This window comes from Marinicauda salina, from assembly GCF_003122085.1.
In the GTDB taxonomy this organism is placed as follows: Bacteria; Pseudomonadota; Alphaproteobacteria; order Caulobacterales; family Maricaulaceae; genus Maricicauda_A; species Maricicauda_A salina.
The window spans coordinates 398,019-418,316 of sequence record NZ_QEXV01000003.1; the positions used below are offsets into that span (position 1 = coordinate 398,019).

22 protein-coding genes and 1 tRNA gene are annotated in these 20,298 nt (G+C 69.7%); 13 read left to right on the plus strand and 10 right to left on the minus strand.

Features of this window, described 5'->3' with window-relative positions; all coding sequences use genetic code 11:
• Positions 1 to 34 precede the first annotated feature (34 nt).
• Positions 35 to 892: a sterol desaturase family protein gene (locus DDZ18_RS07420; protein ID WP_109252724.1), complete on the plus strand. Its 858-nt coding sequence runs from the start codon at positions 35 to 37 to the stop codon at positions 890 to 892.
• Positions 893 to 1,014: 122 nt separating this feature from the next.
• The gene (locus DDZ18_RS07425; protein ID WP_109252725.1) at positions 1,015 to 1,659 is read left to right on the plus strand and encodes an FMN-binding negative transcriptional regulator; all 645 of its coding nucleotides are present in this window, start codon (positions 1,015 to 1,017) and stop codon (positions 1,657 to 1,659) included.
• 10 nt (positions 1,660 to 1,669) lie between these two features.
• Here the strand turns inward: DDZ18_RS07425 and DDZ18_RS07430 are convergent, their stop codons facing one another.
• From DDZ18_RS07430 to DDZ18_RS07445, 4 genes are all read right to left on the minus strand, one after another.
• On the minus strand, positions 1,670 to 2,068 hold the full coding sequence (locus tag DDZ18_RS07430) for a type II toxin-antitoxin system death-on-curing family toxin (RefSeq protein ID WP_109252726.1): 399 nt from the start codon (positions 2,066 to 2,068) through the stop codon (positions 1,670 to 1,672).
• Positions 2,065 to 2,292, minus strand: a complete 228-nt coding sequence (locus DDZ18_RS07435) for an AbrB/MazE/SpoVT family DNA-binding domain-containing protein (protein ID WP_109252727.1) — start codon at positions 2,290 to 2,292, stop codon at positions 2,065 to 2,067. The genes DDZ18_RS07430 and DDZ18_RS07435 overlap by 4 nt, the downstream gene beginning before the upstream one ends.
• Positions 2,293 to 2,369: 77 nt before the next feature.
• Positions 2,370 to 3,332 (minus strand): NAD(P)H-dependent flavin oxidoreductase, encoded by a 963-nt coding sequence (locus DDZ18_RS07440; RefSeq protein ID WP_109252728.1) that lies wholly within the window; start codon positions 3,330 to 3,332, stop codon positions 2,370 to 2,372.
• Between the two features lie 81 nt (positions 3,333 to 3,413).
• A complete protein-coding gene (locus tag DDZ18_RS07445; RefSeq protein WP_109252729.1) occupies positions 3,414 to 4,259 on the minus strand; it encodes a sulfurtransferase in 846 nt (281 codons plus the stop codon).
• Positions 4,260 to 4,371: 112 nt separating this feature from the next.
• Between DDZ18_RS07445 and DDZ18_RS07450 the strand changes: the two genes are divergently transcribed.
• From DDZ18_RS07450 to DDZ18_RS07460, 3 genes are read left to right on the plus strand one after another with little or no spacing between them, the layout of a single operon-like run.
• Positions 4,372 to 5,535, plus strand: coding sequence for a CaiB/BaiF CoA transferase family protein (locus DDZ18_RS07450; protein WP_158272103.1), 1,164 nt, complete (start codon positions 4,372 to 4,374; stop codon positions 5,533 to 5,535).
• Positions 5,532 to 6,401 carry a crotonase/enoyl-CoA hydratase family protein gene (locus DDZ18_RS07455; RefSeq protein ID WP_109252731.1) on the plus strand — a complete coding sequence of 290 codons (870 nt, stop codon included), beginning with the start codon at positions 5,532 to 5,534 and terminating at the stop codon, positions 6,399 to 6,401. The genes DDZ18_RS07450 and DDZ18_RS07455 overlap by 4 nt, the downstream gene beginning before the upstream one ends.
• Positions 6,402 to 6,434: 33 nt before the next feature.
• Positions 6,435 to 6,848 (plus strand): nuclear transport factor 2 family protein, encoded by a 414-nt coding sequence (locus DDZ18_RS07460; RefSeq protein WP_109252732.1) that lies wholly within the window; start codon positions 6,435 to 6,437, stop codon positions 6,846 to 6,848.
• On the opposite strand, the gene DDZ18_RS07465 is transcribed toward DDZ18_RS07460, so the two are convergent.
• The 5 genes from DDZ18_RS07465 to DDZ18_RS07485 form a co-directional block, all read right to left on the minus strand.
• Entirely contained in the window at positions 6,845 to 7,450 is a 606-nt protein-coding gene (locus tag DDZ18_RS07465; protein ID WP_109252733.1) for a DNA-3-methyladenine glycosylase family protein, read from the minus strand. The two genes, DDZ18_RS07460 and DDZ18_RS07465, sit on opposite strands and share 4 nt — an antisense overlap.
• A 189-nt stretch (positions 7,451 to 7,639) precedes the next feature.
• Positions 7,640 to 7,728, minus strand: a tRNA-Leu gene (locus DDZ18_RS07470).
• 227 nt (positions 7,729 to 7,955) lie between these two features.
• Entirely contained in the window at positions 7,956 to 8,582 is a 627-nt protein-coding gene (locus DDZ18_RS07475) for an ATP-dependent Clp protease proteolytic subunit (protein WP_109252734.1), read from the minus strand.
• 157 nt (positions 8,583 to 8,739) lie between these two features.
• Complete coding sequence (locus tag DDZ18_RS07480; protein WP_109252735.1) at positions 8,740 to 10,452, minus strand: vWA domain-containing protein; 1,713 nt, start codon at positions 10,450 to 10,452, stop codon at positions 8,740 to 8,742.
• 88 nt (positions 10,453 to 10,540) lie between these two features.
• Entirely contained in the window at positions 10,541 to 11,284 is a 744-nt protein-coding gene (locus DDZ18_RS07485) for a competence/damage-inducible protein A (protein ID WP_109252736.1), read from the minus strand.
• A 96-nt stretch (positions 11,285 to 11,380) separates the two neighbouring features.
• Here DDZ18_RS07485 and DDZ18_RS07490 point away from each other — a divergent pair, with 96 nt between their 5' ends.
• The 4 genes from DDZ18_RS07490 (at position 11,381) to radC (ending at position 15,262) form a co-directional block, all read left to right on the plus strand.
• A complete protein-coding gene (locus DDZ18_RS07490; RefSeq protein WP_109252737.1) occupies positions 11,381 to 11,866 on the plus strand; it encodes an acyl-CoA thioesterase in 486 nt (161 codons plus the stop codon).
• Positions 11,867 to 11,957: 91 nt separating this feature from the next.
• Positions 11,958 to 13,568 carry a M28 family metallopeptidase gene (locus tag DDZ18_RS07495; RefSeq protein WP_109252738.1) on the plus strand — a complete coding sequence of 537 codons (1,611 nt, stop codon included), beginning with the start codon at positions 11,958 to 11,960 and terminating at the stop codon, positions 13,566 to 13,568.
• 87 nt (positions 13,569 to 13,655) lie between these two features.
• Positions 13,656 to 14,480: a type I methionyl aminopeptidase gene (gene map, locus DDZ18_RS07500; RefSeq protein ID WP_269845065.1), complete on the plus strand. Its 825-nt coding sequence runs from the start codon at positions 13,656 to 13,658 to the stop codon at positions 14,478 to 14,480.
• A gap of 80 nt (positions 14,481 to 14,560) precedes the next feature.
• Positions 14,561 to 15,262, plus strand: coding sequence for a RadC family protein (gene radC / locus DDZ18_RS07505; RefSeq protein WP_109252739.1), 702 nt, complete (start codon positions 14,561 to 14,563; stop codon positions 15,260 to 15,262).
• Here radC and DDZ18_RS07510 read toward each other — a convergent pair.
• Complete coding sequence (locus DDZ18_RS07510; protein WP_109252740.1) at positions 15,259 to 15,651, minus strand: VOC family protein; 393 nt, start codon at positions 15,649 to 15,651, stop codon at positions 15,259 to 15,261. The genes radC and DDZ18_RS07510 overlap by 4 nt on opposite strands.
• Positions 15,652 to 15,707: 56 nt before the next feature.
• Between DDZ18_RS07510 and DDZ18_RS07515 the strand changes: the two genes are divergently transcribed.
• From DDZ18_RS07515 to purB, 4 genes are all read left to right on the plus strand, one after another.
• The gene (locus tag DDZ18_RS07515) at positions 15,708 to 16,961 is read left to right on the plus strand and encodes a threonine synthase (protein WP_109252741.1); all 1,254 of its coding nucleotides are present in this window, start codon (positions 15,708 to 15,710) and stop codon (positions 16,959 to 16,961) included.
• A gap of 73 nt (positions 16,962 to 17,034) precedes the next feature.
• Positions 17,035 to 18,327, plus strand: a complete 1,293-nt coding sequence (locus tag DDZ18_RS07520; RefSeq protein WP_109252742.1) for a spinster family MFS transporter — start codon at positions 17,035 to 17,037, stop codon at positions 18,325 to 18,327.
• A gap of 52 nt (positions 18,328 to 18,379) precedes the next feature.
• Positions 18,380 to 18,910, plus strand: coding sequence for a RidA family protein (locus DDZ18_RS07525; RefSeq protein ID WP_109252743.1), 531 nt, complete (start codon positions 18,380 to 18,382; stop codon positions 18,908 to 18,910).
• On the plus strand, positions 18,907 to 20,208 hold the full coding sequence (gene purB / locus DDZ18_RS07530) for an adenylosuccinate lyase (RefSeq protein WP_109252744.1): 1,302 nt from the start codon (positions 18,907 to 18,909) through the stop codon (positions 20,206 to 20,208). Before DDZ18_RS07525 ends, purB begins: the two co-directional genes overlap by 4 nt.
• The last annotated feature ends 90 nt before the right edge of the window (positions 20,209 to 20,298 follow it).

Here is a 20,298-nt window from a genome sequence, read left to right on the forward strand (position 1 = left end):
CGTCCTCCCCGGAGAAAAAGAAAGGACGACGGTCATGGAAATGCTCTTCAACCCGATCAACGCACTGGTCGTTGGCGGTCTCGTCGCGCTGATGGCGCTCGAGGCCCTGTTCCCCGCCCGCAAGCTGCCCGAAATCAGGGGCTGGCGGCTGCGCGGCGTGCTGTTCACCGGCCTCTACTTCGTGCTCGCCGGCTATGCGCCGCTGATCTGGTTCAACTGGATCGGCCATCTGCAGATGTTCGACCTGGCCGGCGCGCCCCTCGTCGCCCAGGTGCTCGTCGGCTATTTCGCGCTGCAGGTCATCCAGTCGGCCTGGCATCGCACCCTGCACGCCTCGGACACGCTGTGGCGGGTCTTCCACCAGATGCATCACAGCCAGGAGCGGCTGGACACGTTCGGCGCGCTCTACTTCCACCCGTTCGACGCGGTGATGTTCACCTTCGTGGCCAGCCTCGCGCTGACCCTAGCGGGCGTCGATCCGGTCGCCGGCGGAATCATCGGCGTGGGCGCGGCCTGGCTCGCCATCTTCACCCACACCAACGTGCGGACGCCGCGCTGGCTGGGCTATTTCATCGCCCGCCCGGAAAGCCACGCCCTGCATCACGGCCGCGGCATCCACGCCTACAATTACGCCGAACTGCCGCTCGTCGACATGATCTTCGGCACGTTCGTCAATCCGAAGGAGCGCGTCGACGCGACGGGCTTCTATGACGGCGCGTCGGGCCGGATCGGCGACATGCTCGCCTTTCGCGACGTCTCCGAGCCCGACGCCGCCGAGCGCGGACGCCAGGCCGAGGCCGGGCGCGCGGAACTCGCCGCCATCGTCCTTCAGGTCGCGCTGTCCATCGTGACGGCGTTCGCCGTCGTCGCGGCGGTCTCCACCATCGCCTGACGCGATGGGGACGGCGCCCGGCCGCCGCGCGCCTCCTGCGGCGGCCGGGCGTCTGACCGCCCCGATTTGACAATTCCGGGAGGCCGCGCCGAAACAGAGCCCAGTCATCGGAAGGCCCAACCGTGAGCTATCCTCCCGTCAGCTATCGCGATCGCGATCGCGATCCCGACGCGGCCGCCCGCCTGATGCGCGCGCGGCCGTTCGCACATCTGTTCACCGCCGGACCGGCGGGTCTGCGCGCAACGCGCCTGCCGCTGATCCACGACCCTTCGCCCGACGGGCCGGGGCGGCTGCGCGGCCATCTCCACGGGGCCAATCCGCAGTGCGACGGTCTTAACGGCGCCGACGCGCTGGCGGCGTTCAGCGGTCCCGATCTCTACGTCCCGCCGGCCTGGCGCGGCGAAACCGGCCGCGCGCCGAGCTGGGCCTATACCGCGGTTCATGTCCGCGGCCGGGCGCGCGTGCGCGACGAACCCGCCTTCATCGACCGGTTGATGGAAGACCTCGCCGCCGCCGGAGCGGCGAGTCTCGGCGAGGCCGGAGACGGCGTCGCCTGGCGCCTCCACCAAGTGACGGAGGAATACCGCGCGCGGCTCTATCCGCTGATCACCGCGTTCGAGATCGAGATCGCCGACATCGAGCCGCTGGCCAAGATCGAGGGCGATCACTCGGATGCGGCGCGCCGAACCGTCGCGGAGAACTTCGCCCAGCACGGCGGCGAGGACGGCGCGGCGCTGACGGCGCTGATCCGGGAGGAGCTGGGCTAAGAGCGCGGGGTCAACGTCTGCGTATGTGCGCGCGGAACCAGGCCGCAAGCGCGTCCTCGGCCAGTTCGCCGGCTGCGACCGCCTCCATCAGGCGTATGGCGTCATGCGCCCGGAACTCCAGAGAAAATTCGTTGTCGAGCAGGAACACCCGGGCGGCGACCCAGGCGGTGCGCTTGTTCCCGTCCACAAAGCCATGTGCACGGCACAGCCCGTGCGCATAGAGCGCCGCGAGATCGGCGGCGTCAGGCGCGCCGTAGTCGGCAGCATTGACCGGACGGGCGAGCGCGCTCTCGATGGCGGCGCGGTCGCGTACGCCGTCGGCGCCGCCGTGCTCGGCGAGCTGGCGGTCATGCACGGCGAAAATCAAAGCCGGCGAGAGCCAGCGCCAGGTCGAGCCTCCGCCGCTCACCTGGACAGCGCGCGCAGGATCTCGCGATCGTCATGCATCACGTCTTCCGCCAGCCGCATCTGCCGATCGAATTCCGGATCATAGGGCGTCAGGCGATAGCCGCCGTCCGGCGCTTCGGTGAGGAACAGCTTGTCGCCCTTCTTCACCCGAAGGCGGGCCATCGCTTCCTTGCTCAGGATGAGGCCCGAAGACGATCCCACCGTGGTGACCTTGAAGACGTGCATCAGGACGGCTCCGCATTGTTCTAATAAATATTAGAATATCACGGGAACATTCCCGACGCGATTCATCCTGAGGCACCCTACCCGCACAGCCCGTGCTTCGCCCGGTCGTACTCGGCGGCGAGCTGGTCGACATAGGCGCCGGCGGACTGGACCTTGCGGACCGCGCCGATGCCCTGGCCCGAACCCCAGATATCCTTCCAGGCCTTGGCGTCGGTGTTGCCGCCGGAGCCGAAATTCATCGCCGAGGGATCGCTCTCGGGCAGGTTCTCCGGGTCGAGCCCGGCGTTCTCGATCGAGCGCCTGAGATAATTGCCGTGCACGCCGGTGAACAGGTTCGAGTAGACGATGTCCTCGGCGCGGCTCTCGACGATGCCGGCCTTGTAGTCGTCGCTCGCGCGCGCCTCGTCGGTCGCGATGAAGGCCGAGCCGATATAGGCGTAGTCGGCGCCCAGCGCCTGGGCGGCGAGCACGCCGCCGCCGGTCGCGATCGAGCCCGACAGCGCGATCGGCCCGTCGAAGAATTCGCGGATCTCGGCGACCAGCGCGAAGGGCGACAGCGTGCCGGCATGCCCGCCCGCGCCGGCGCAGACCGGGATCAGCCCGTCGGCGCCCTTCTCCAGCGCCTTCCTGGCGAAGCGGATATTGATGACGTCGTGCATCGTCCGCCCGCCCCAGCCGTGGACGGCCTGGTTCAGTTCCTCCCGCGCGCCCAGCGAGGTGATGACGAGCGGGACCTTGTACTTCTCGCAGGTCGCGAGATCCGCCTCGAGCCGGTCGTTCGAGCGATGGACGATCTGGTTGACCGCGAACGGCGCGGCGGGCTGGTCGGGATTGGCCCGGTTCCAGCTGTCGAGCTCGGACGTGATCTCGTCGAGCCATTCGTCGAGCTGGCTCTGCGGGCGGGCGTTGAGCGCCGGGAAGGAGCCGACGATCCCGGCCTTGCACTGGGCGATCACGAGCTTCGGGTTGGAGATGATGAAAAGCGGCGCGCCGATGACCGGCAGACGCAGCTTGCCCTCGAGGCAGTCGAGTTCGGCCAAGCCGCCCTCCCCTTGGAAATGAACACCGTTCACCGCGAAGCTAACGCGGTTCGCGGCGGTGTCGAGTTCGTGATGAAGCGGTCAGTCGCCCGGTCCCGTCTCGATCGGAAGATCGCCGCGGCCGGCCCATTCGGTCCAGGAGCCGTCATAGAGGCGCACATCCTCGAACCCGGCCTCGGCGAAGGCCGCGTGCAGGATGGCTGCGGTCACGCCGGAGCCGCAGGTGGTGACGATCGGGCGGACGCGGTCGTTGGTGGGCAGCCGGGCTTCGAGCGCCTCGCCGGTCAGCATCCGGCCGTCGGCGTCGAGCAGAGTCCGGTAGAAGAGGTTGATCGATCCCGGGATGTGGCCGGAGACCATGCCCGGACGCGGATCGGGTTCGGAGGCGTCGAACCGGCCCGGCGCGCGCGCGTCGACGATCAGCGCGTCGCCGGTCTCGACATGGTGCAGCACGTCGGCCCAGCTCACGGCGTCGTCGCGGATCGTCCGCGCGCTGCCCTGCAGCTCGACGGAGCGGCGTTCGGCGGGCGCCCCGGTCTCGACCTCTCCGCCGGCCGCGCGCCAGGCCTCGAACCCGCCGTCGAGCAGGCGGACGTCGAAACCGAACCGCCGCAGCGTCCACCAGACGCGCGCCGACGCCATGAAACCGTTCCGGTCGTAGACGATGAAGCGCTCTCCGCCCGTCAGGCCGTTGTCGGCGAGCCAGCGATTCATCGCCGCCGCGCCGGGCGCCATGTGCGGCAGGTCGCTGGTGGGGTCTTTCACTGCATCGATGTCGTGGAAGACCGCGCCGGGAATGCGTCCCTCGGCGAAGGCGTCGACGCCGGACCGCCCGTCGCTGGGCAGATACCAGGTCGCATCGACGAAGACCGCGTCGGATTCCGACAGCGCGGCTTCGGGGGAAATCAGGACATCGTTCGCGCTCATCGCGCGCCTCCCTGCATGGCATCATGCGGCGCCCGCCAGTTGCCGCCACCTTCCGACCCGGCCACCATCGGCGCAACCCGCCGACGACGCCACCCGCGCGAGGAGAAAGCCCATGATCCTGGAAGGCGTGCGCATCATCGATCTGACCACCGTCGTGGCCGGACCGATCGCGAGTCTCGTCTTCGCCCAGCAGGGCGCCGACGTGGTCAAGGTCGAGCCGCCCGGCGGCGATCTCATCCGCCGGCTGGGCTTCATCGCCCATGACGGGGCGAGTTCGACCCATCACGTGCTCAATCGCGGCAAGAAGCTGATCTCGCTCGATCTCACGAGCGATGCAGGCCGCCGGGCGCTGGCGAGGCTGCTCGAGGACGCCGACGTGCTCCTGCACAACTACCGCCCCGGCGTAGCCGAGCGGATGGGGCTCGATTCGGCGGAGCTGCGGCGACGCCATCCCGGCCTGATCATCGGCGAAGTGACCGGCTTCGGCCCCGAGGCGCCGCTCAAGTCCGTGCGGGCCTACGACCCGGTCATCCAGGCCGAGAGCGGGCTCGCCCATCGCCCCGAGCGCGACGAGCCGGAGCTCTACCCGCAATACATCTGCGACAAGGTCTCCGGGCTCTATCTCGCCCAGGCCGTCACCGCCGCCCTCGTCGCCAAGGGCCGCGACGGCAAGGGCCGGCGCGTCGAGGTCTCGATGCTGGAAGCCGCGACGGCGTTTTCCTGGATGGACGTGCACATGCCGCTCACGTTCGCCGACCCGGCGCGCGTCGGCCCGAACATCGCCAAGGTCTACCGGCCGTGGAAGGCCAATGGCGGCTGGTTCGTCGTCGTGATGCTCTCGGAAAAGGAGTTCGCCGGCTGGTGCGAGGCCGTCGGCGCGACGGAGCTGCTCGACGACGAACGCTGCGCCGACATGGCCGGCCGCTTCCTCAACTGGGACGTCATCCGCGAAACCTGCGCGCCCAGGGTCGCCGAGATCGGGATCGACACCCTCCTCGCCCGCCTGCGCGAGAAGGGCGTGCCCGCCGGCAGGGTGAACACGTCCGACGACATGCTCGCCCATCCCCAGCTCGTCGCGAGCGGGCTGATCTACGAGGCCGAAGCCGGCGCTGCGGGAACCGTCCGCCTGCCGGGATCGCCGGCGCGCTTCGACGGCGACCGGCCCGGCCTGGGCGCGGCGGCCGAAGGCGCGATCGGGCCGGACACCCGCGCCGTCCTGAAAGCCGCCGGCGTGTCGGCCGACGACATCGCCGCGATCACGGGAGAGACCGAATGAGCGACTTCGCCACCCTGATCTACGAGACCGCCGACCGGGTCGCGACGATCACGCTCAATCGCCCGGAGCGCATGAACGCCATCAACGAGGCGATGCCCGGCGAGATCCGCGCCGCGGTCGAGCGCGCCGAGGCCGACCCGGACGTCCACGTCATCGTCGTCCGCGGCGCCGGCAAGGGCTTCTGCGGCGGCTACGACCTCGTCGAGTACGCCGAGGCCGAAGGCGAGATCCCCGGCAGCCAGGACATGCCCTGGGACCCCACGGTCGACTACGCGATGATGTCGCAGAACACGCGCGATTTCATGACGTTGTGGCGATCTACGAAACCGACGATTGCGCGCATCCACGGCGCGGCGGCGGCCGGCGGCTCGGACATCGCGCTGTGCTGCGACTTCGTGGTCATGGCCGAGGACGCGCGCATCGGCTATCCGCCGAGCCGGGTCTGGGGCGTGCCGACGCCGGCGATGTGGGTCTACCGGCTCGGCGTCCAGCAGGCCAAGCGCATGATGATGACCGGCGATCTCATCGACGGGCGCGAGGCCGAGCGCATCGGGCTCGCGCTCGAAGCCGTTCCCGAGGCCGAGCTCGACGCCGCCGTCGACCGGCTGGCGGGCCGCCTCAAGGGCGTGCCCCGAAACCAGCTCATGATGACCAAGACGGTGGTCAACCAGGCCTATGACGCGATGGGGCTTTCCAACACGCAGATGGTCTCGACCTTCTTCGACGGCGTGGCGCGGCATTCCCCGGAGGGCGTCTGGTTCCGCGAGCGGGCCCAGGAGGTCGGCTTCAAGCAAGCGGTCGCCGAGCGCGATTCCGGCGCGCCGATCGCCGAGGGCGCGAGCAAGCCGCCGCACCGGCGGGGTTAGGTCGGCCGCGCATCGAAACGGGGGATTTCAGGCATGAATCAGGAAATCAAATCCGGCTGCACCGCCGACGAGGCCGCGCGCTTCTGCGCCGACTGGCTGCCCGCCTGGACAGGCGGCGACGCCGATCGCCTCACAGCCTTCTATACGGACGACGCCTTCTACAGCGATCCGGCCGTGCCCGGCGGCGTCGAGGGACGCGACGCGCTTCACCGGTATTTCTCGAAGCTCTTGTCGGCCTATCCCGACTGGGTCTGGACGCACCGGCGCAGCCTTCCCGTCCCGGACGGCTTTCTCAATTACTGGTCGGCGACGCTGTCGGCGGATCCCTCCGCGCCGCGCTGGGAGGGCGTGTGCGTCGTGCGCCTGCGCGAAGGCCGCATCTTCCGCAACGAGGTCTTCTTCGACCGCACCGAGCTGCTGCGCCACCTGCCGGAGCGCCGCGGCTAGGTCGGCCGCGCGTCGACCCAGCGCCACATATAAAGCGCGAGATAGGAGCGGTGCGGGGCGAAGCGGGCCGCCGTGCGCGCCGTCTTGCGCCGCTTGCTGGTGAGCTTCTCCAGCGTCTTCCGCGCGGCGACGTCGCCGTCGGGCCAGATGTCGGGGTCGCGGAAATAGAACATCGCAGCCATGTCGGCCGTCCACTGGCCGACGCCCCACAGCGCGGTGAGGCGCCGGGCGCGCTCTGCCGAATCCAGCGCCGCCAGCTCGTCCGCCTCGAGCCGGCCGTCGCGCGCGGCTTCGGCGATGGCGCAGATGGTCCGCGTCTTGGCCCCGGACAGGCCGCACGCGCGCAGCGCGTCTTCGTTCTGCTCATGGAAATGCTCGAGCAGCGGACGCGCCCCGGCGCTCGCCTCGACCCGGCCCCAGATGGTGCGCGCGGCCTTCACCGAGAGCTGCTGGCCGGCGACGGCCCGGCACAGATAGACCGGAAACGGGGCGCCGGTGCGGTCGGGAAGCGTCACCGGACCGAGCGTCTCGATCGCCTCGGCCAGCGCCGGGCTCACCCCGGCGGCGGTGTCGATGAAGCGGGCGTGGATCTCGGCGGACATGAGGCGACGCTAGCACGCGCGTTCGGCTGACGCCTCCGGCTTCGGCGAGACAGCCTTCGTTCGAATTCGGGATCCTGGCTTGCCTAGCCGAAGCTCGCGGAAGCGAGCAAAGGCCCCTGCCGGGGCATTCTCCGCCTGAAATCGATTCACCGGATCGATTTCTCTGCCTATCGGCAGACCGGCTACGAATGGTGCGGGCGGCCGGATTTGAACCGGCACGGAGGTTCCCCTCCAACGGATTTTAAGTCCGGTGCGTCTACCAGTTCCGCCACGCCCGCACGCGCAATCCTGAATAGAGACGGGCGTCCGGGATGCCAAGGGCGGGGGCGTTCGCGTGTTTCGAGACGCTCCGTCTTCCCACGGCCAACAGGATCCCCCTCCGGCTCGGTCCTCGGGCTTGACCCGGGGACCCAGGACTGCGGACAGGATCGCGCTCCAAGCTGGGCCTCCGGATCAAGTCCGAAGGCCGAGACGTGGTTGGCTCAATCAGGACACCCCTGCCGCCCTACCACTTAATCTCGTCGCGGCTGGTGACGACCTTGTTGCACAGGCCGTAATCGATCGCCTCCTTGGCCGACAGCCAGAAATCGCGATCGGTGTCCTCGGCGATCTTGTCGATCGGCTGGCCGGTGGCGTCGGCGAAGATCTGGTTGAGGCGCTGACGCATGATCTGCATCTCGCGGACCTGGATCTCGATGTCCGAGGCCGCCCCGCCGGCGCCGCCGGAGGGCTGGTGCAGCAGGAAGCGCGTGTTGGGCAGGCAGTAGCGGTCGCCGCTTTCCGCGCCGACATAGATGAGCGCGCCGGCGCTGGCGACCCAGCCCGAGCCCAGCGTGATCACGCGCGGTTTGATGAACTTCATCATGTCGTGGATCATGTCGCCGGACTCCACGTGCCCGCCCGGCGAGGAGACCACCATCAGGATCGGATCGTCGGACTTGCCCGCCATGGCGAGCAGCTGGGCGCAGACCGAGCGCGCCGTCTTGTCGTCGATCGAGCCGGTGATGAGAATCGAGCGGCTCTCGAACAGCGCCTTACCGACAAAGTCGGGCGCGGCCTTGGCCGCGTCGGCGCCCTCCTTTTCGTCATCGTCGTCGTTGCGGGTCCAGCGATTGTCGAAGCCGTGCGCCATGGGTCGATGCCGTCCTGTGCGTCCTGGTGAGAAACGGCCCGCGCCGGCGGTGCGGCGCGGACCCTCAAGGTGAGCCGGCGGCAAGGTAGGACGCTGCGGCGGCGCGAACAAGCGGCGGGGAGCGACGCGTCCGCGCCGACCGCAGCGGCCGGGTCGACTACTCGCCCCGCCCCGGCCGGTGGAGCCGCTCCTGGGCGGCGGCGGTCTCGGCGAGCCGGGCGAGCTGGACGAACTCGGCGCGGTAGCCGAACGGGTCCTCGCCGCGCGCGGCCTGGGCGATCTCGACGACATCGGAGAAGCCGAAATCGTTCAGATACGGATCGCCGCGCAGGAGCTGGGCGTAGGCCGCCGCGGCGACGGCGAAGCGCACTTCCTGGTCGGCGTCGGCGAAGTCGGAGACCGCGTCGAGATCCGTGACCGGATGCTCGTACAGTCGGCTTTCGTCCTCGCCCGGCCGCTTGTGGCGGATGCGCAGGAAGGCGATCTCTCCGCTCGAATCGACCGGCTGCGGCTCGGCCTCGTAGCGCAGCGGCTCGAGCAGGCGCGCCGGGCTGTCGGGCGGGACGATCTCGTAGATCGCCGTGACCGAGTGGCCCGAGCCGATCTCGCCGGCGTCGACGGCGTCATTGCTGAAATCGGCGCGCTCGAGCATGCGCGTCTCGTAGCCGATCAGGCGATATTCGGCGACGCGGGCGGGGTTGAACTCGACCTGGATCTTCACGTCGTCGGCGATCGGAAACAGCGTCGAGGAGGCCTCCTCGACCAGCACCCGGCGCGCCTCCTGCAGCGTATCGACATAGGCCGCCGTGCCGTCGCCGGCCTGGGCGATGGTCTGCATGAGCCGGTCGTTGTAGTTGCCGCGCCCGAAGCCCATGACCGAGAGATAGACGCCGCTCTCGCGCTTGCGGGCAACGAAGTCCTCAAGGCGTTCGTCCTGGGTGATCCCGACATTGAAATCGCCGTCGGTGACCAGCATCACGCGATTGACCGCGTCCTCGTCGAGATTCTGCTCGGCGAGCGAATAGGCGAGCCTGAGTCCCTCCCCGCCCGCGGTCGAGCCGCCGGCCTCGAGCCGGTCCAGCGCGGCGAGGATGGTCTGGCGTTCCGAGACCGGCGTGGGCTCGAGCACGACGCCCGCCGCGCCGGCGTAGACGGCGATGGCGACGGTGTCGTCCTCGTCGAGTTCGCCGAGCAGCATGCGCAGGCCCTGCAGCGCCAGCGGCAGCTTGTCGTCCGAGCTCATCGAGCCCGACACGTCGATCAGGAAGACCAGGTTCGCCCGCGGCTGCTCTTCGGGGATCACGTCATAGCCCTGAATGCCGACATGCATGAGCTGGGTGTCGGCGTTCCACGGGTTGGGCGTGACGGTGACGTCGGCGGCGAAGGGCTGATCCGAGTTGTCGGGTAGCGGATAGTCATACTCGAAATAGTTGATGACCTCCTCGGGCCGGATCGCGTCGCGCGGCGGCAGGACGCCGTCATTGAGATAGCGCCGCGCCACCGCGTAGGAGGCCGTGTCGACATCGATGGAGAAGGTCGAGACCGGCTCCTCGGCCGTCGCCACGACCGGGTTCGGGTCGGCGTCCTCGTAGCGCTCGCGATCAATGTCGCCGGGGCGGGGCTGAGGGAAGGATTGCGGTCCGCCCATTGAGGCGGCCGTCACGCGAAGCCCCGCCATCTCGGCGGCGGGCTCCGGCGACGGCGGCGGCGTGGGCGGCGAGTTTTGATCGGCGCTCTGATCCGCCTGCCCGCCCGACTCTTCCTGTTCGACCCCGCCTTCGGTTCCGAATTCGGCGCACGCCGCGACGATCAGCGCGATCGCGGCGGCGCCCGTCCACAGCGCCTTGCGCGCCTTGACCTTGGGTGTCATCTCGTGGCGTCCCTTCCTGCCTGTCCCGTCAGTCCCGATACGGACGCTGAGCCGCCCGTTTGGCGAGCATTCGCCGAAAACGGGGCGATCAGGTGGCGAAACGCTCGAACTCCGACCGCACCGCCTCCAGCGCATCCGCGTCGGTCGAGCGCGCGACCAGCGCCACGCCGCGGCGCAGCCCGCCCTGCTCGTCCTCCTCGAACCAGGGATAGGAGCCGATCGCGACCTCGGGGTGCGCCTCGGCGAGTTTCGACAGGCGCGCGGCGAGATCGCCTTCGCGCGCGCCTTCGATGCGCACCGAAATCGCAGTCACCGGCGTGCCGCCCTCGATCCGGTCGGCGACGTCCTCGAGCATGCCGCGGGCGATTTTGGGCACGCCGGCCAGGACGAAGACGTTCTCCAGCTGAAACCCCGGCGCGCCGGTGACGGGATTGTCGATCAGACTGGCCCCATCGGGAATGCGCGCCATGCGCATCCGCGCCTCGGTCAGCTCGGTCTTCGACTTCGCGTACCAGTCGATCAGCACCTGGCGGGCGTCCTCGCGGATATCGATCGTTCGATCGAACGCCGCGGCGACGGCGTCGGCGGTGATGTCGTCATGCGTCGGCCCGATGCCGCCGGTGGTGAAGGCGTAGTCGTAGCGCTCGCTCATGGCGCGGACGGCCTCGACGATGGCGTCCTGGTCGTCGCTGACGACGCGGGCCTCCTTCACCTGCACGCCCAGCGGCGCCAGGAATTCGGCGATCTGCTGGATGTTGATGTCGCGCGTCCGCCCGGAGAGGATCTCGTCGCCGATGACGACGATCCCCGCTGTGACGCCTGTCTCGCTCATGCTTGCGCTCCCGGCCGAGCCCGCTAGTCAGGGCAAGCATGCGCCGCGCGCCGGCGAGATCAAGCGCGCGGCCGGTCGCCGGAGGGAGCCAACGCCGTGAGCCTCGACAAGACAGATCCGGGCTGGGACCTGCCCGAGCCCTTCCTGCACACGGTCACCGTGGCCGACGCCGACATCGACACGTTCGGCCACGCCAACAACTCGACCTATCTGCGCTGGGCCGACGAGACGGCCTGGGCGCACTGGGAGGCCGACGGCCACACGCGCCGGGACTGCCTCGACGCCGACCGGGGCATGGCGCTCATCCGCACCGAGGCCGACTATCTGGGCCATTGCCGCGCCGGCGACCGGCTCGTCTGCGCGGTGTGGATCCCGCGCGCCGACGGCAAGCTGCGCGCCGAGCGCTGGTACCAGTTCCGCAACGCCGAGACCGGCGAGACGGTGTTCCGGGCGCGCACGAAGCTCGTCTGCTTTCAGCTCTCGACCGGCCGACCGGCGCGCATGGCGCCGGCCTTCGCCAGCCATTACGGCCCGCCCGCCGCCGATCTCGCCGCCGCGGCGGATGCGCTGGAAACCGGGTGAGCTTCCTGAAATGCGCGCAGCGCCCGGATTGTGGCTCGCTTCCGAGGCCGTATAGTCGCGCGCTCGAGGTTTCGAGGGGAAGTCGACCACCATGCGTTTCGTCACCATTCTCGCCGCGGCGCTCACGCTCGCCGGCTGCATCAACGTCACCACGACCACGGAGTCCGGTCAGGAATCCGCACCGCCGCCCGAGCCGACGGCGGACGCCATCGAGGCGCATATCCGCTTCCTCGCCGACGACCTGCTCGAGGGCCGCGAGGCGGGCGAACCCGGCTATGACCGGGCCGCGCTCTATGTCGAGACGCAATTCCGGCTGATGGGCCTCGAGCCCGGCGGAAGCGACGGCTATTACGCCCCCGTCCCGCTGATGACGATCTCGAGCGATCCCGACCGCGCCGCGATGTCCGTCGACGGGGACGCGCTGACGCTCGGCGAGGACTTCCTGGTGAGCCCGCACGCGGTGAAGGAGGAAAGCGCGGTCGAAGCCGAGGCGGTGTTCGTCGGATACGGGATCGACGCGCCGTCGCTGGGCTATGACGACTACGCCGGCGTCGACGTCGAGGGACGCATCGCCGTGGCGCTGTCGGGAACGCCCGAGGGTCTGCCGAGCGACGTCGCGGCGCACCTGAACTCTACGCGGACGCGCGCGGCAATCGCCGCGGACGCCGGCGCGGCGGCGCTGGTGCTGATCCCCGCCGAGGGCCTCACGCGCTTCCCGTTCGCGCGGCTGGCGCAGTTCGCCAACCGGCCCTCGACGACCACGCCGGCCGCCAGCGCCGGCGCGGACCTCGAGGCGACCGCGATGGTCTCCGAAGCCGCGGCGGCGCGGCTGTTCGCGAACGCGCCGCAGAGCTTCGAGACGGTGGTCGCCGCAGCCCGGGCCGGCGAAAGCCTCCCGACCTTCCCGCTGGAGACGACGGTGTCGATCGCCCAGGCCACGCGCCGCGAAACGATCGACAGCGCCAACGTCATCGGCGTGCTGCCGGGCTCGGACCCCGCGCTCGCCGGCGAGACCGTCGTCGTGACCGCGCATCTCGACCATCTGGGCGTCTGCCAGCCGCTGTCCGACGAGGACCGCATCTGCAACGGCGCGCTCGACAATGCTTCCGGCGTGGCGATCATGCTGGAGACGGCGCGCGCCATGGCCGCCGGCCCGGGACCGCGGCGCTCGGTCGCCTTCGTCGCGCTCACCGCCGAGGAGAAGGGCCTGCTCGGCTCGGCGCACCTCGCGGCCAACCCGACGCCGGCGATGGGCGAGATGGTCGCCAACGTCAATCTCGACATGCCGGTGATCCGCTACGAGTTCGCCGACATGGTCGGCTTCGGCGCGGAGCACTCCTCGCTCGGACCGTTGACCGAGGCCGCCGTCGCCCGCGCCGGCGCCGCGCTGTCGCCCGACCCGATGCCCGAGCAGTCGCTGTTCGTGCGTTCGGACCACTACAACTTCGTGCGCGAGGGCGTGCCGTCGATCTTCCTGATGACGGGCTTCGCCTCCCCGGACCCCGAAGACGACGAGGGACAGGGCTTCCGGCGTTTCCTCGGCGGCGATTATCACGGCCCCGGCGACGAGGCGATCGAGGGCCTGGTCCGCTACGATCAGGGCGCGAAGTTCGCGCGCATCAATTACGAGATCATCACCGCGATCGCCGACGCCGACGAGCGGCCGCGATGGAACGAAGACAGCTATTTCGGCGATGACTGACCAGCCGGGCGCCTCCACGACTTTACGGCGAGGCGTTCCCTATCGCCGCCGGCGCGGTTATATCGGGACCACGCAAGGGAGCTGTCCGTGAACGACGCAAGCCTCGACATCGAGCACGAACTCATCCGCGACGGCGCGATCAAGCGCCACGGACCGGAAGGATTCGAGGGCATGCGCAAGGCCGGCCGGCTGGCCGCCAGCGCGCTGGACATGCTCACCGAGATCGTCGCGCCCGGCGTGACCACCAACGAGATCGACGACCGCGTCCGGGAGTACTTCCTCGACCACGGCGCCGTGCCGGCGACGCTGTTCTACCGCGGCTACACGAAGTCCTCGTGCACCTCGATCAACCACGTGATCTGCCACGGCATCCCGAACGACAAGCCGCTGCGCGAGGGCGACGTCGTCAATATCGACGTCACCTGCGTGCTCGACGGCTGGCACGGCGACACCAGCCGGATGTTCCCGGTCGGCCCCATCCGCCGCAAGGCGGAGCGCCTCATCGAGGTGACCTACGAGGCGTTGATGCGCGGGATCGCCGAGGTGAAGCCGGGCAATACGTTCGGCGACATCGGCGCGGCCATCCAGGAATACGCCGAGGCGCAACGCTGCTCGGTGGTGCGCGATTTCTGCGGCCACGGGCTCGGCCGGCTCTTCCACGACGCCCCGAACGTGCTGCACTTCGGCGATCGCGGGACCGGCGAGACGCTCGCGCCGGGCATGTTCTTCACGATCGAGCCGATGCTGAACGCCGGCAAGCCGGGCGTGAAGGTGCTCTCCGACGGCTGGACGGCGGTGACGCGCGACAAGTCGCTGTCGGCGCAGTTCGAGCACTCCCTCGGCGTCACCGAAGACGGCGTCGAGATCTTCACCAAGTCGCCCGCGGGCCTCGACTGCCCGCCCTGGCGCTGAACCCGCCGGGTCGCCTTTTCTGCTGACAATCCGGCGCCCGCGCCCTAAACACGAGCGGTTCGCAACCTGAAGGCGGGCCGATGGCGCGACGCGGCGAACTCCACGAGGCCGGCCCCGTCCACCGGGGGCATCGCGACCGGCTGCGCGATCGCTTCGCGAAGGCCGGCCCGGACGCGCTCGCCGATTACGAGCTGCTCGAACTCTTCCTGTTCCGCTCGATCCCCCGGCGCGACGTCAAGCCGGTCGCCAAGGCGCTGCTCGCCCGCTTCGGCGATCTGGGCCGCGTCTGCGCGGCCGAGACCGCCGCGCTCGTCGAGATCGACGGCGTCTCCGAACGCGTTGCGCTCGACCTGAAGCTCATGCACGCCGCCGCCGCCCGCATCGCCAGGGAGCAGGTCTCCGGCCGCGTCGTCATCTCGTCCTGGTCGGCCTTGCTCGATTATCTCCGGGCGGCGCTCCAGCACGCCGCCACCGAAGAGGTCCGCGTGCTGTTCCTCGACAAGAAGAACCGGCTCATCGCCGACGAATTCCAGGCCCGCGGCACGGTCGATCACGCGCCCGTCTATCCCCGCGAGATCGTCAAGCGGGCCCTGGCGCTCGACGCCTCGGCGCTGATCCTGGTGCACAACCACCCCAGCGGCGATCCGACGCCCTCGGCCGCCGATATCGAGATGACCAAGCGGCTGGCCGAAGCCGCCCGGCCGTTCGACATCGTGCTGCACGATCATCTCGTCGTCGGCCGCGACGACACCGCGAGCTTCAAGGCGCTGGGCCTGATCTAGGCCCCGGCGGGCTCCCACAGCTCGACCTTCACCCCGTCGGGATCGACGATCCATGCGAAGCGGCCGTTGTCGTAGGCGACCGGTTCGTCGGTCACCGGTTCGACGCCCTTGCTTCGCGCGCGTTCGAGCACGCCGTCGAGATCGTCGACGACGAGGTTGATCATGAACGCCGCCGTTCCGGGCTCCATGTATTCGCGCATCGCCGGGCCGAACGGGCACCACACGGTCATCGCCGCGTCGCCGTGACGGGCGACGAAGTCCTGCGGACGGAAATGCGCGCCGCCGAAATCGGCCAGCTCGATCCCCAGCACGTCGGCGTACCAGCGCCCCGTCGCCTCCGCGTCGTCGCAGCGGGCGAACACCCCGCCGATGCCGATCACCTTTGCCATGCGCGCCTCCCTAGTTTATCCGCCCCTCGATCCATGGCGGAGAGGAACCATCTCACATGGCCGAGACGCCCGCGAATTTCTTCACCCATCTGGAATGCTCGATGACGGGCGAGCGGGTCGCCAATGACCGCGCGCACAACCTCTCGCCCGAAGGCTGGCCGCTGCTGGCGCGCTACGATCTCGACGCCATGAAGGCCGCGGTCGACCGCGACGCGATCGCCGCGCGCGACGCCGTCGCCTACCCCGGCTTCTGGAAATGGCGCGAGCTCCTGCCGGTGGCGCGCGACGAGGACGTCGTGAGCCTCGGCGAGGTCGACACGCCGCTGATCGACACGCCGGCGACGGCGCGCGCGATCGGCGCGATGGGACGGCTGATCGTCAAGGACGAGGGCCGCCTGCCCACCGGCAGCTTCAAGGCGCGCGGTCTGGCGCTGGCCGTCGCGATGGCGAAGGCGTTCGGAATCGACCGCATGGCCATGCCCACCAACGGCAACGCCGGCGCGGCGCTGTCGGCCTACGGCGCGCGCGCGGGCATGGAGACCTGGTCCTTCTGCCCCGAGGACACGCCCGAGGTGAATGTCCGCGAGATCGCCGCCCAGGGCGGACACGTCTTCCGCGTGAACGGCCTCATCCACCAGTGCGGCAAGATCGTCGGCGACCTCAAGGACGAGGCGGGCTGGTTCGACGTCTCAACGCTCAAGGAGCCCTACCGGATCGAGGGCAAGAAGACGATGGGGATCGAGCTCGCCGGCCAGCTGGACTGGGAGCTGCCCGACGCCATCGTCTACCCGACCGGCGGCGGGACGGGCCTGATCGGCATGTGGAAGGCGTTCGACGAGATGGAGCGGCTCGGCTGGATCGGGTCCGAGCGGCCGACGATGATCGCCGTGCAGGCGACCGGCTGCGCGCCGATCGTGAAGGCCTACGAGGCCGGCGCCGAGCACGCCGAGGAGTGGATCGATGCAAGCACCGTCGCCGCCGGCATCCGCGTGCCCAAGGCGATCGGCGACTTCCTGATCCTGCGCGCGGTCCGCGAGTCCGGCGGCTTCGCCATCGCCGTCGACGACGCGCATATCGAGCGCGCGCGCAGACTGTGCGGCGACGAGGACGGGCTGCTGCTCTGCCCCGAGGGCGCGGCGACCCTCGCCGCGACCGAAGCCGCCATCGCCGACGGACGGCTCGAGAAGGACGCCCGCATCGTCCTGTTCAATTGCGGCGCCGGGCTGAAATACCCCCTGCCCGATCGGTCGCGGGCGCTGGATCGCACGAAGCCCGTTTCAGCCGCAGAGGTTCTCAACGCGGCGAATTAGCGTATGCAGTGATCACGCGCGTCGGCGCGACCGCCCCCGCCTCTCCCCGTCGAGGGTTTCCGGAGTCTGATTGATGGCCGACACCAAGGTCGGATCGCCCGCCTCCGCTTCCGCCAGGGGGCCATGGCTCGTGCTCGGCATGCTGGGCCTCGTCTACCTGGTCAATTTCCTCGACCGGCAGATTTTCGCCGTCTTGCAGGAAGAGATTCGGGCCGCGCTCGATCTCGCCGACTGGCAGCTCGGCCTGCTCGGCGGAACCATGTTCGCCATCTTCTACGCCACGCTCGGGCTGCCCCTGGCGTGGATCGCCGACCGCACCAACCGGGTGCGCGTGATCGCCGCGGCCTGCGCGACCTGGAGCGTGTTCACCGCGCTGTCCGGGGCGGCGACGACCTTCGTGCACATGGCGCTCGCGCGCATCGGCGTGGCCTCGGGCGAGGCGGGCGGCGTGGCGCCGTCCTACTCGGTGATATCGGACTATTTCCCGCCGCACCGCCGGGCGCTCGCGATCGGCGTGTTCAGCGTCGGCGGACCGCTCGGCCTGATGGCCGGCTCGCTGCTCGGCGCGCTCATCGCCGACGCGCTCGGCTGGCGCTGGGCGTTCGTCCTGCTGGGCCTGCCGGGGCTGGCGCTGGCGGCGCTGCTGCTCGTCGTCGTCCGGGAACCGGAACGCGGGGCCATGGATGTCGACACGGGTCCGACGACTCCCTCGGCGGCGCTCGATGCCGCAAAGCTGATCGCGGGCAGCCCCAGCCTCATCCTGTTCACCGCAGCGGCCGCCTTCATCTCTTTCGCCGGCTACGGCCTCTACCAGTGGGTGCCCTCCTTCCTCATCCGCACCCAGGGCATGGCGCTCGACCAGGTGGGCACGCTGTTCGCACCCATCTTCCTGACCGGCATCATCGGCTCGATCGCCGGGGGCTGGCTGGCCAGCCGGTTCGGCGCACGGAACTCCGCCGCCTACGGTCTCGTCCCCGCCGCGGCGATGCTCATCGCGGGACCCTTCCTCATCGCCGCGCTGATGGCGCCGAGCGCGGGGGCGTCGGTCCTGTTCCTGATCGTTCCGACGATGCTGAGCTATGTCTGGATCGGCCCGACGCTGGCGGCGTCGCAGAATCTCTCGAACCCGGCGACGCGCGCCTCGGTCGTGGCGATCATGGGCTTCTTCAACAACCTGATCGGCTTCGGCCTCGGCCCGCTCTTCGTCGGATCGGCCTCCTCCATGCTCACGCCGTCCCTGGGCTCGGCCGAAGCGCTGCGCGTCAGCCTGATCATCGGCAGCGCGACATATTTCATCGGCGCGGCGCTGTTCGTCGCCGCCGGCTGGGCGATGCGCCGGGAGGCCGGCGCGCGGCTCGTCGCTTGACCCGGGGCGGGCTTTCGGGCGTTTTCGATGCGACGACCCCGGGAGGCCCGCCATGCGACCGAGCTTCATCAGCCCGTGTGCGATCGCGCTCGCAGCCAGCCTCGCGGCGTGCTCGCCCGAGCCAGAGCCTGAGACCGCCGACGCTGCGGACGCCCCCGCGGCGCCGGCGCCGCCCGTCATGCGCGACGCGCTGGGCCCCTTCTCCGCGGCGCGCGAGGCCGACGGGCTGGTCTACTTCTCGTCCGTGCTGGCGCCGCCGAACGAAGACGGCCGGACGATCGGCGACGTCGAGAGCCAGACCGGCGCCGCCCTGACGCTCCTGCGCGAGTTGCTGCAGGACGAGGGACTCGGCTATGAGCACGTCCTTCACGTCACCGTCTACATCGTGGAGGAGGACGGGCGCCTGGACGTGTCGGGTTTCACCCGCGCCTGGCAGCGCGCCTTCGCCACACGCCTTCAACCCGCCGCGCCGGCGCGCACCGTCGTCGGCGTCTCCGCCCTGCCCCAGGAGGGCGCGCGCGTCGCTCTGGAAGCCGTCGCCGCGCGCCCGTCCGAGAACACAGCGAGCCCCGCCGAACCATGATTCCTCGCTACACCCGGCCGGAAATGGCCGGCATCTGGTCTCCCGAGAACAAGTACCGCATCTGGTTCGAGATCGAGGCCCACGCCACCGACAAGCTCGCCGAGCTGGGCGTCGTGCCGCCATCGGCCGCCGAGGCGGTCTGGAAGGCGAAGGACGTCGAGTTCGACATCGCGCGCATCGACGAGATCGAGCGCGAGGTGAAGCACGACGTGATCGCCTTCCTCACCCATCTCGCCGAGCATGTCGGCGAGGAGGCGCGCTTCGTCCACCAGGGGCTGACCTCGTCGGACGTGCTCGACACCTGCCTGGCGGTGCAGTTGCGCGACAGCGCCGATCTCCTGCTGGAGGGCATGGACCGCGTCCTCGCCGCGCTAAAAGAGCGCGCGCTCGAGCACAAGCTCACCGTCTGCATCGGGCGCAGCCACGGCATCCACGCCGAGCCGACGACGATGGGGCTCAAGTTCGCGCGCTTCTACGCCGAGTTCGCCCGCAATCGGGAGCGCCTGGCCCGCGCGCGCGACGAGATCGCCACCTGCGCCATCTCCGGCGCGGTCGGCACGTTCGCGAATGTCGACCCGGCGGTGGAGGCCCATGTCGCCGAAAAGATGGGGCTCTCGGTCGAGCCGGTCTCGACCCAGGTCATCCCGCGCGACCGGCACGCCAATTATTTCGCGACGCTGGGGCTGATCGCCTCGGCGATAGAGAACATCGCCGTCGAGGTGCGCCACCTCCAGCGGTCGGAAGTGCGCGAGGCGCAGGAGTATTTCTCGCCGGGCCAGAAGGGCTCCTCGGCGATGCCGCACAAGCGCAACCCGATCCTCACCGAGAACCTCACCGGGCTCGCCCGGCTGGTGCGCTCGGCGGTGACGCCCGCCATGGAGAACGTCGCCCTCTGGCACGAGCGCGACATCTCGCACTCCTCCGTCGAGCGCGGCATCGGCCCGGACGCCAATGTCCATCTCGATTTCGCCCTGCACCGCACCGCGGGCATGATCGAGAAGCTGATCGTCCACGAGGACCGCTGCCGGGAGAATCTCGAGGCCTATGGCGGCATCCACAATTCCCAGCGCGTGCTGCTGGCGCTGACCCAGGCCGGGGCGAGCCGCGAGGACGCCTACCGCCTCGTCCAGCGCAACGGCATGAAGACCTGGGACGAAGGCGGCGCGCTGGTCGACCATCTCAAGGCCGACCCCGAGGTGAGCGCGCTGCTCCCTGATGAGCGGATCGAGGCCTGTTTCGACGAGGCGTATCACCTCAAGCATGTCGACCAGATCTTCGCCCGCGTGTTCGGCGCATAGCGCCCGGGACCGCGAGATTCGATCACGGGATCGTGAGGCCAAAACGCGCGGTCGCGCTCGAACTCGGCAGCCAATCGGCGCACCATGACC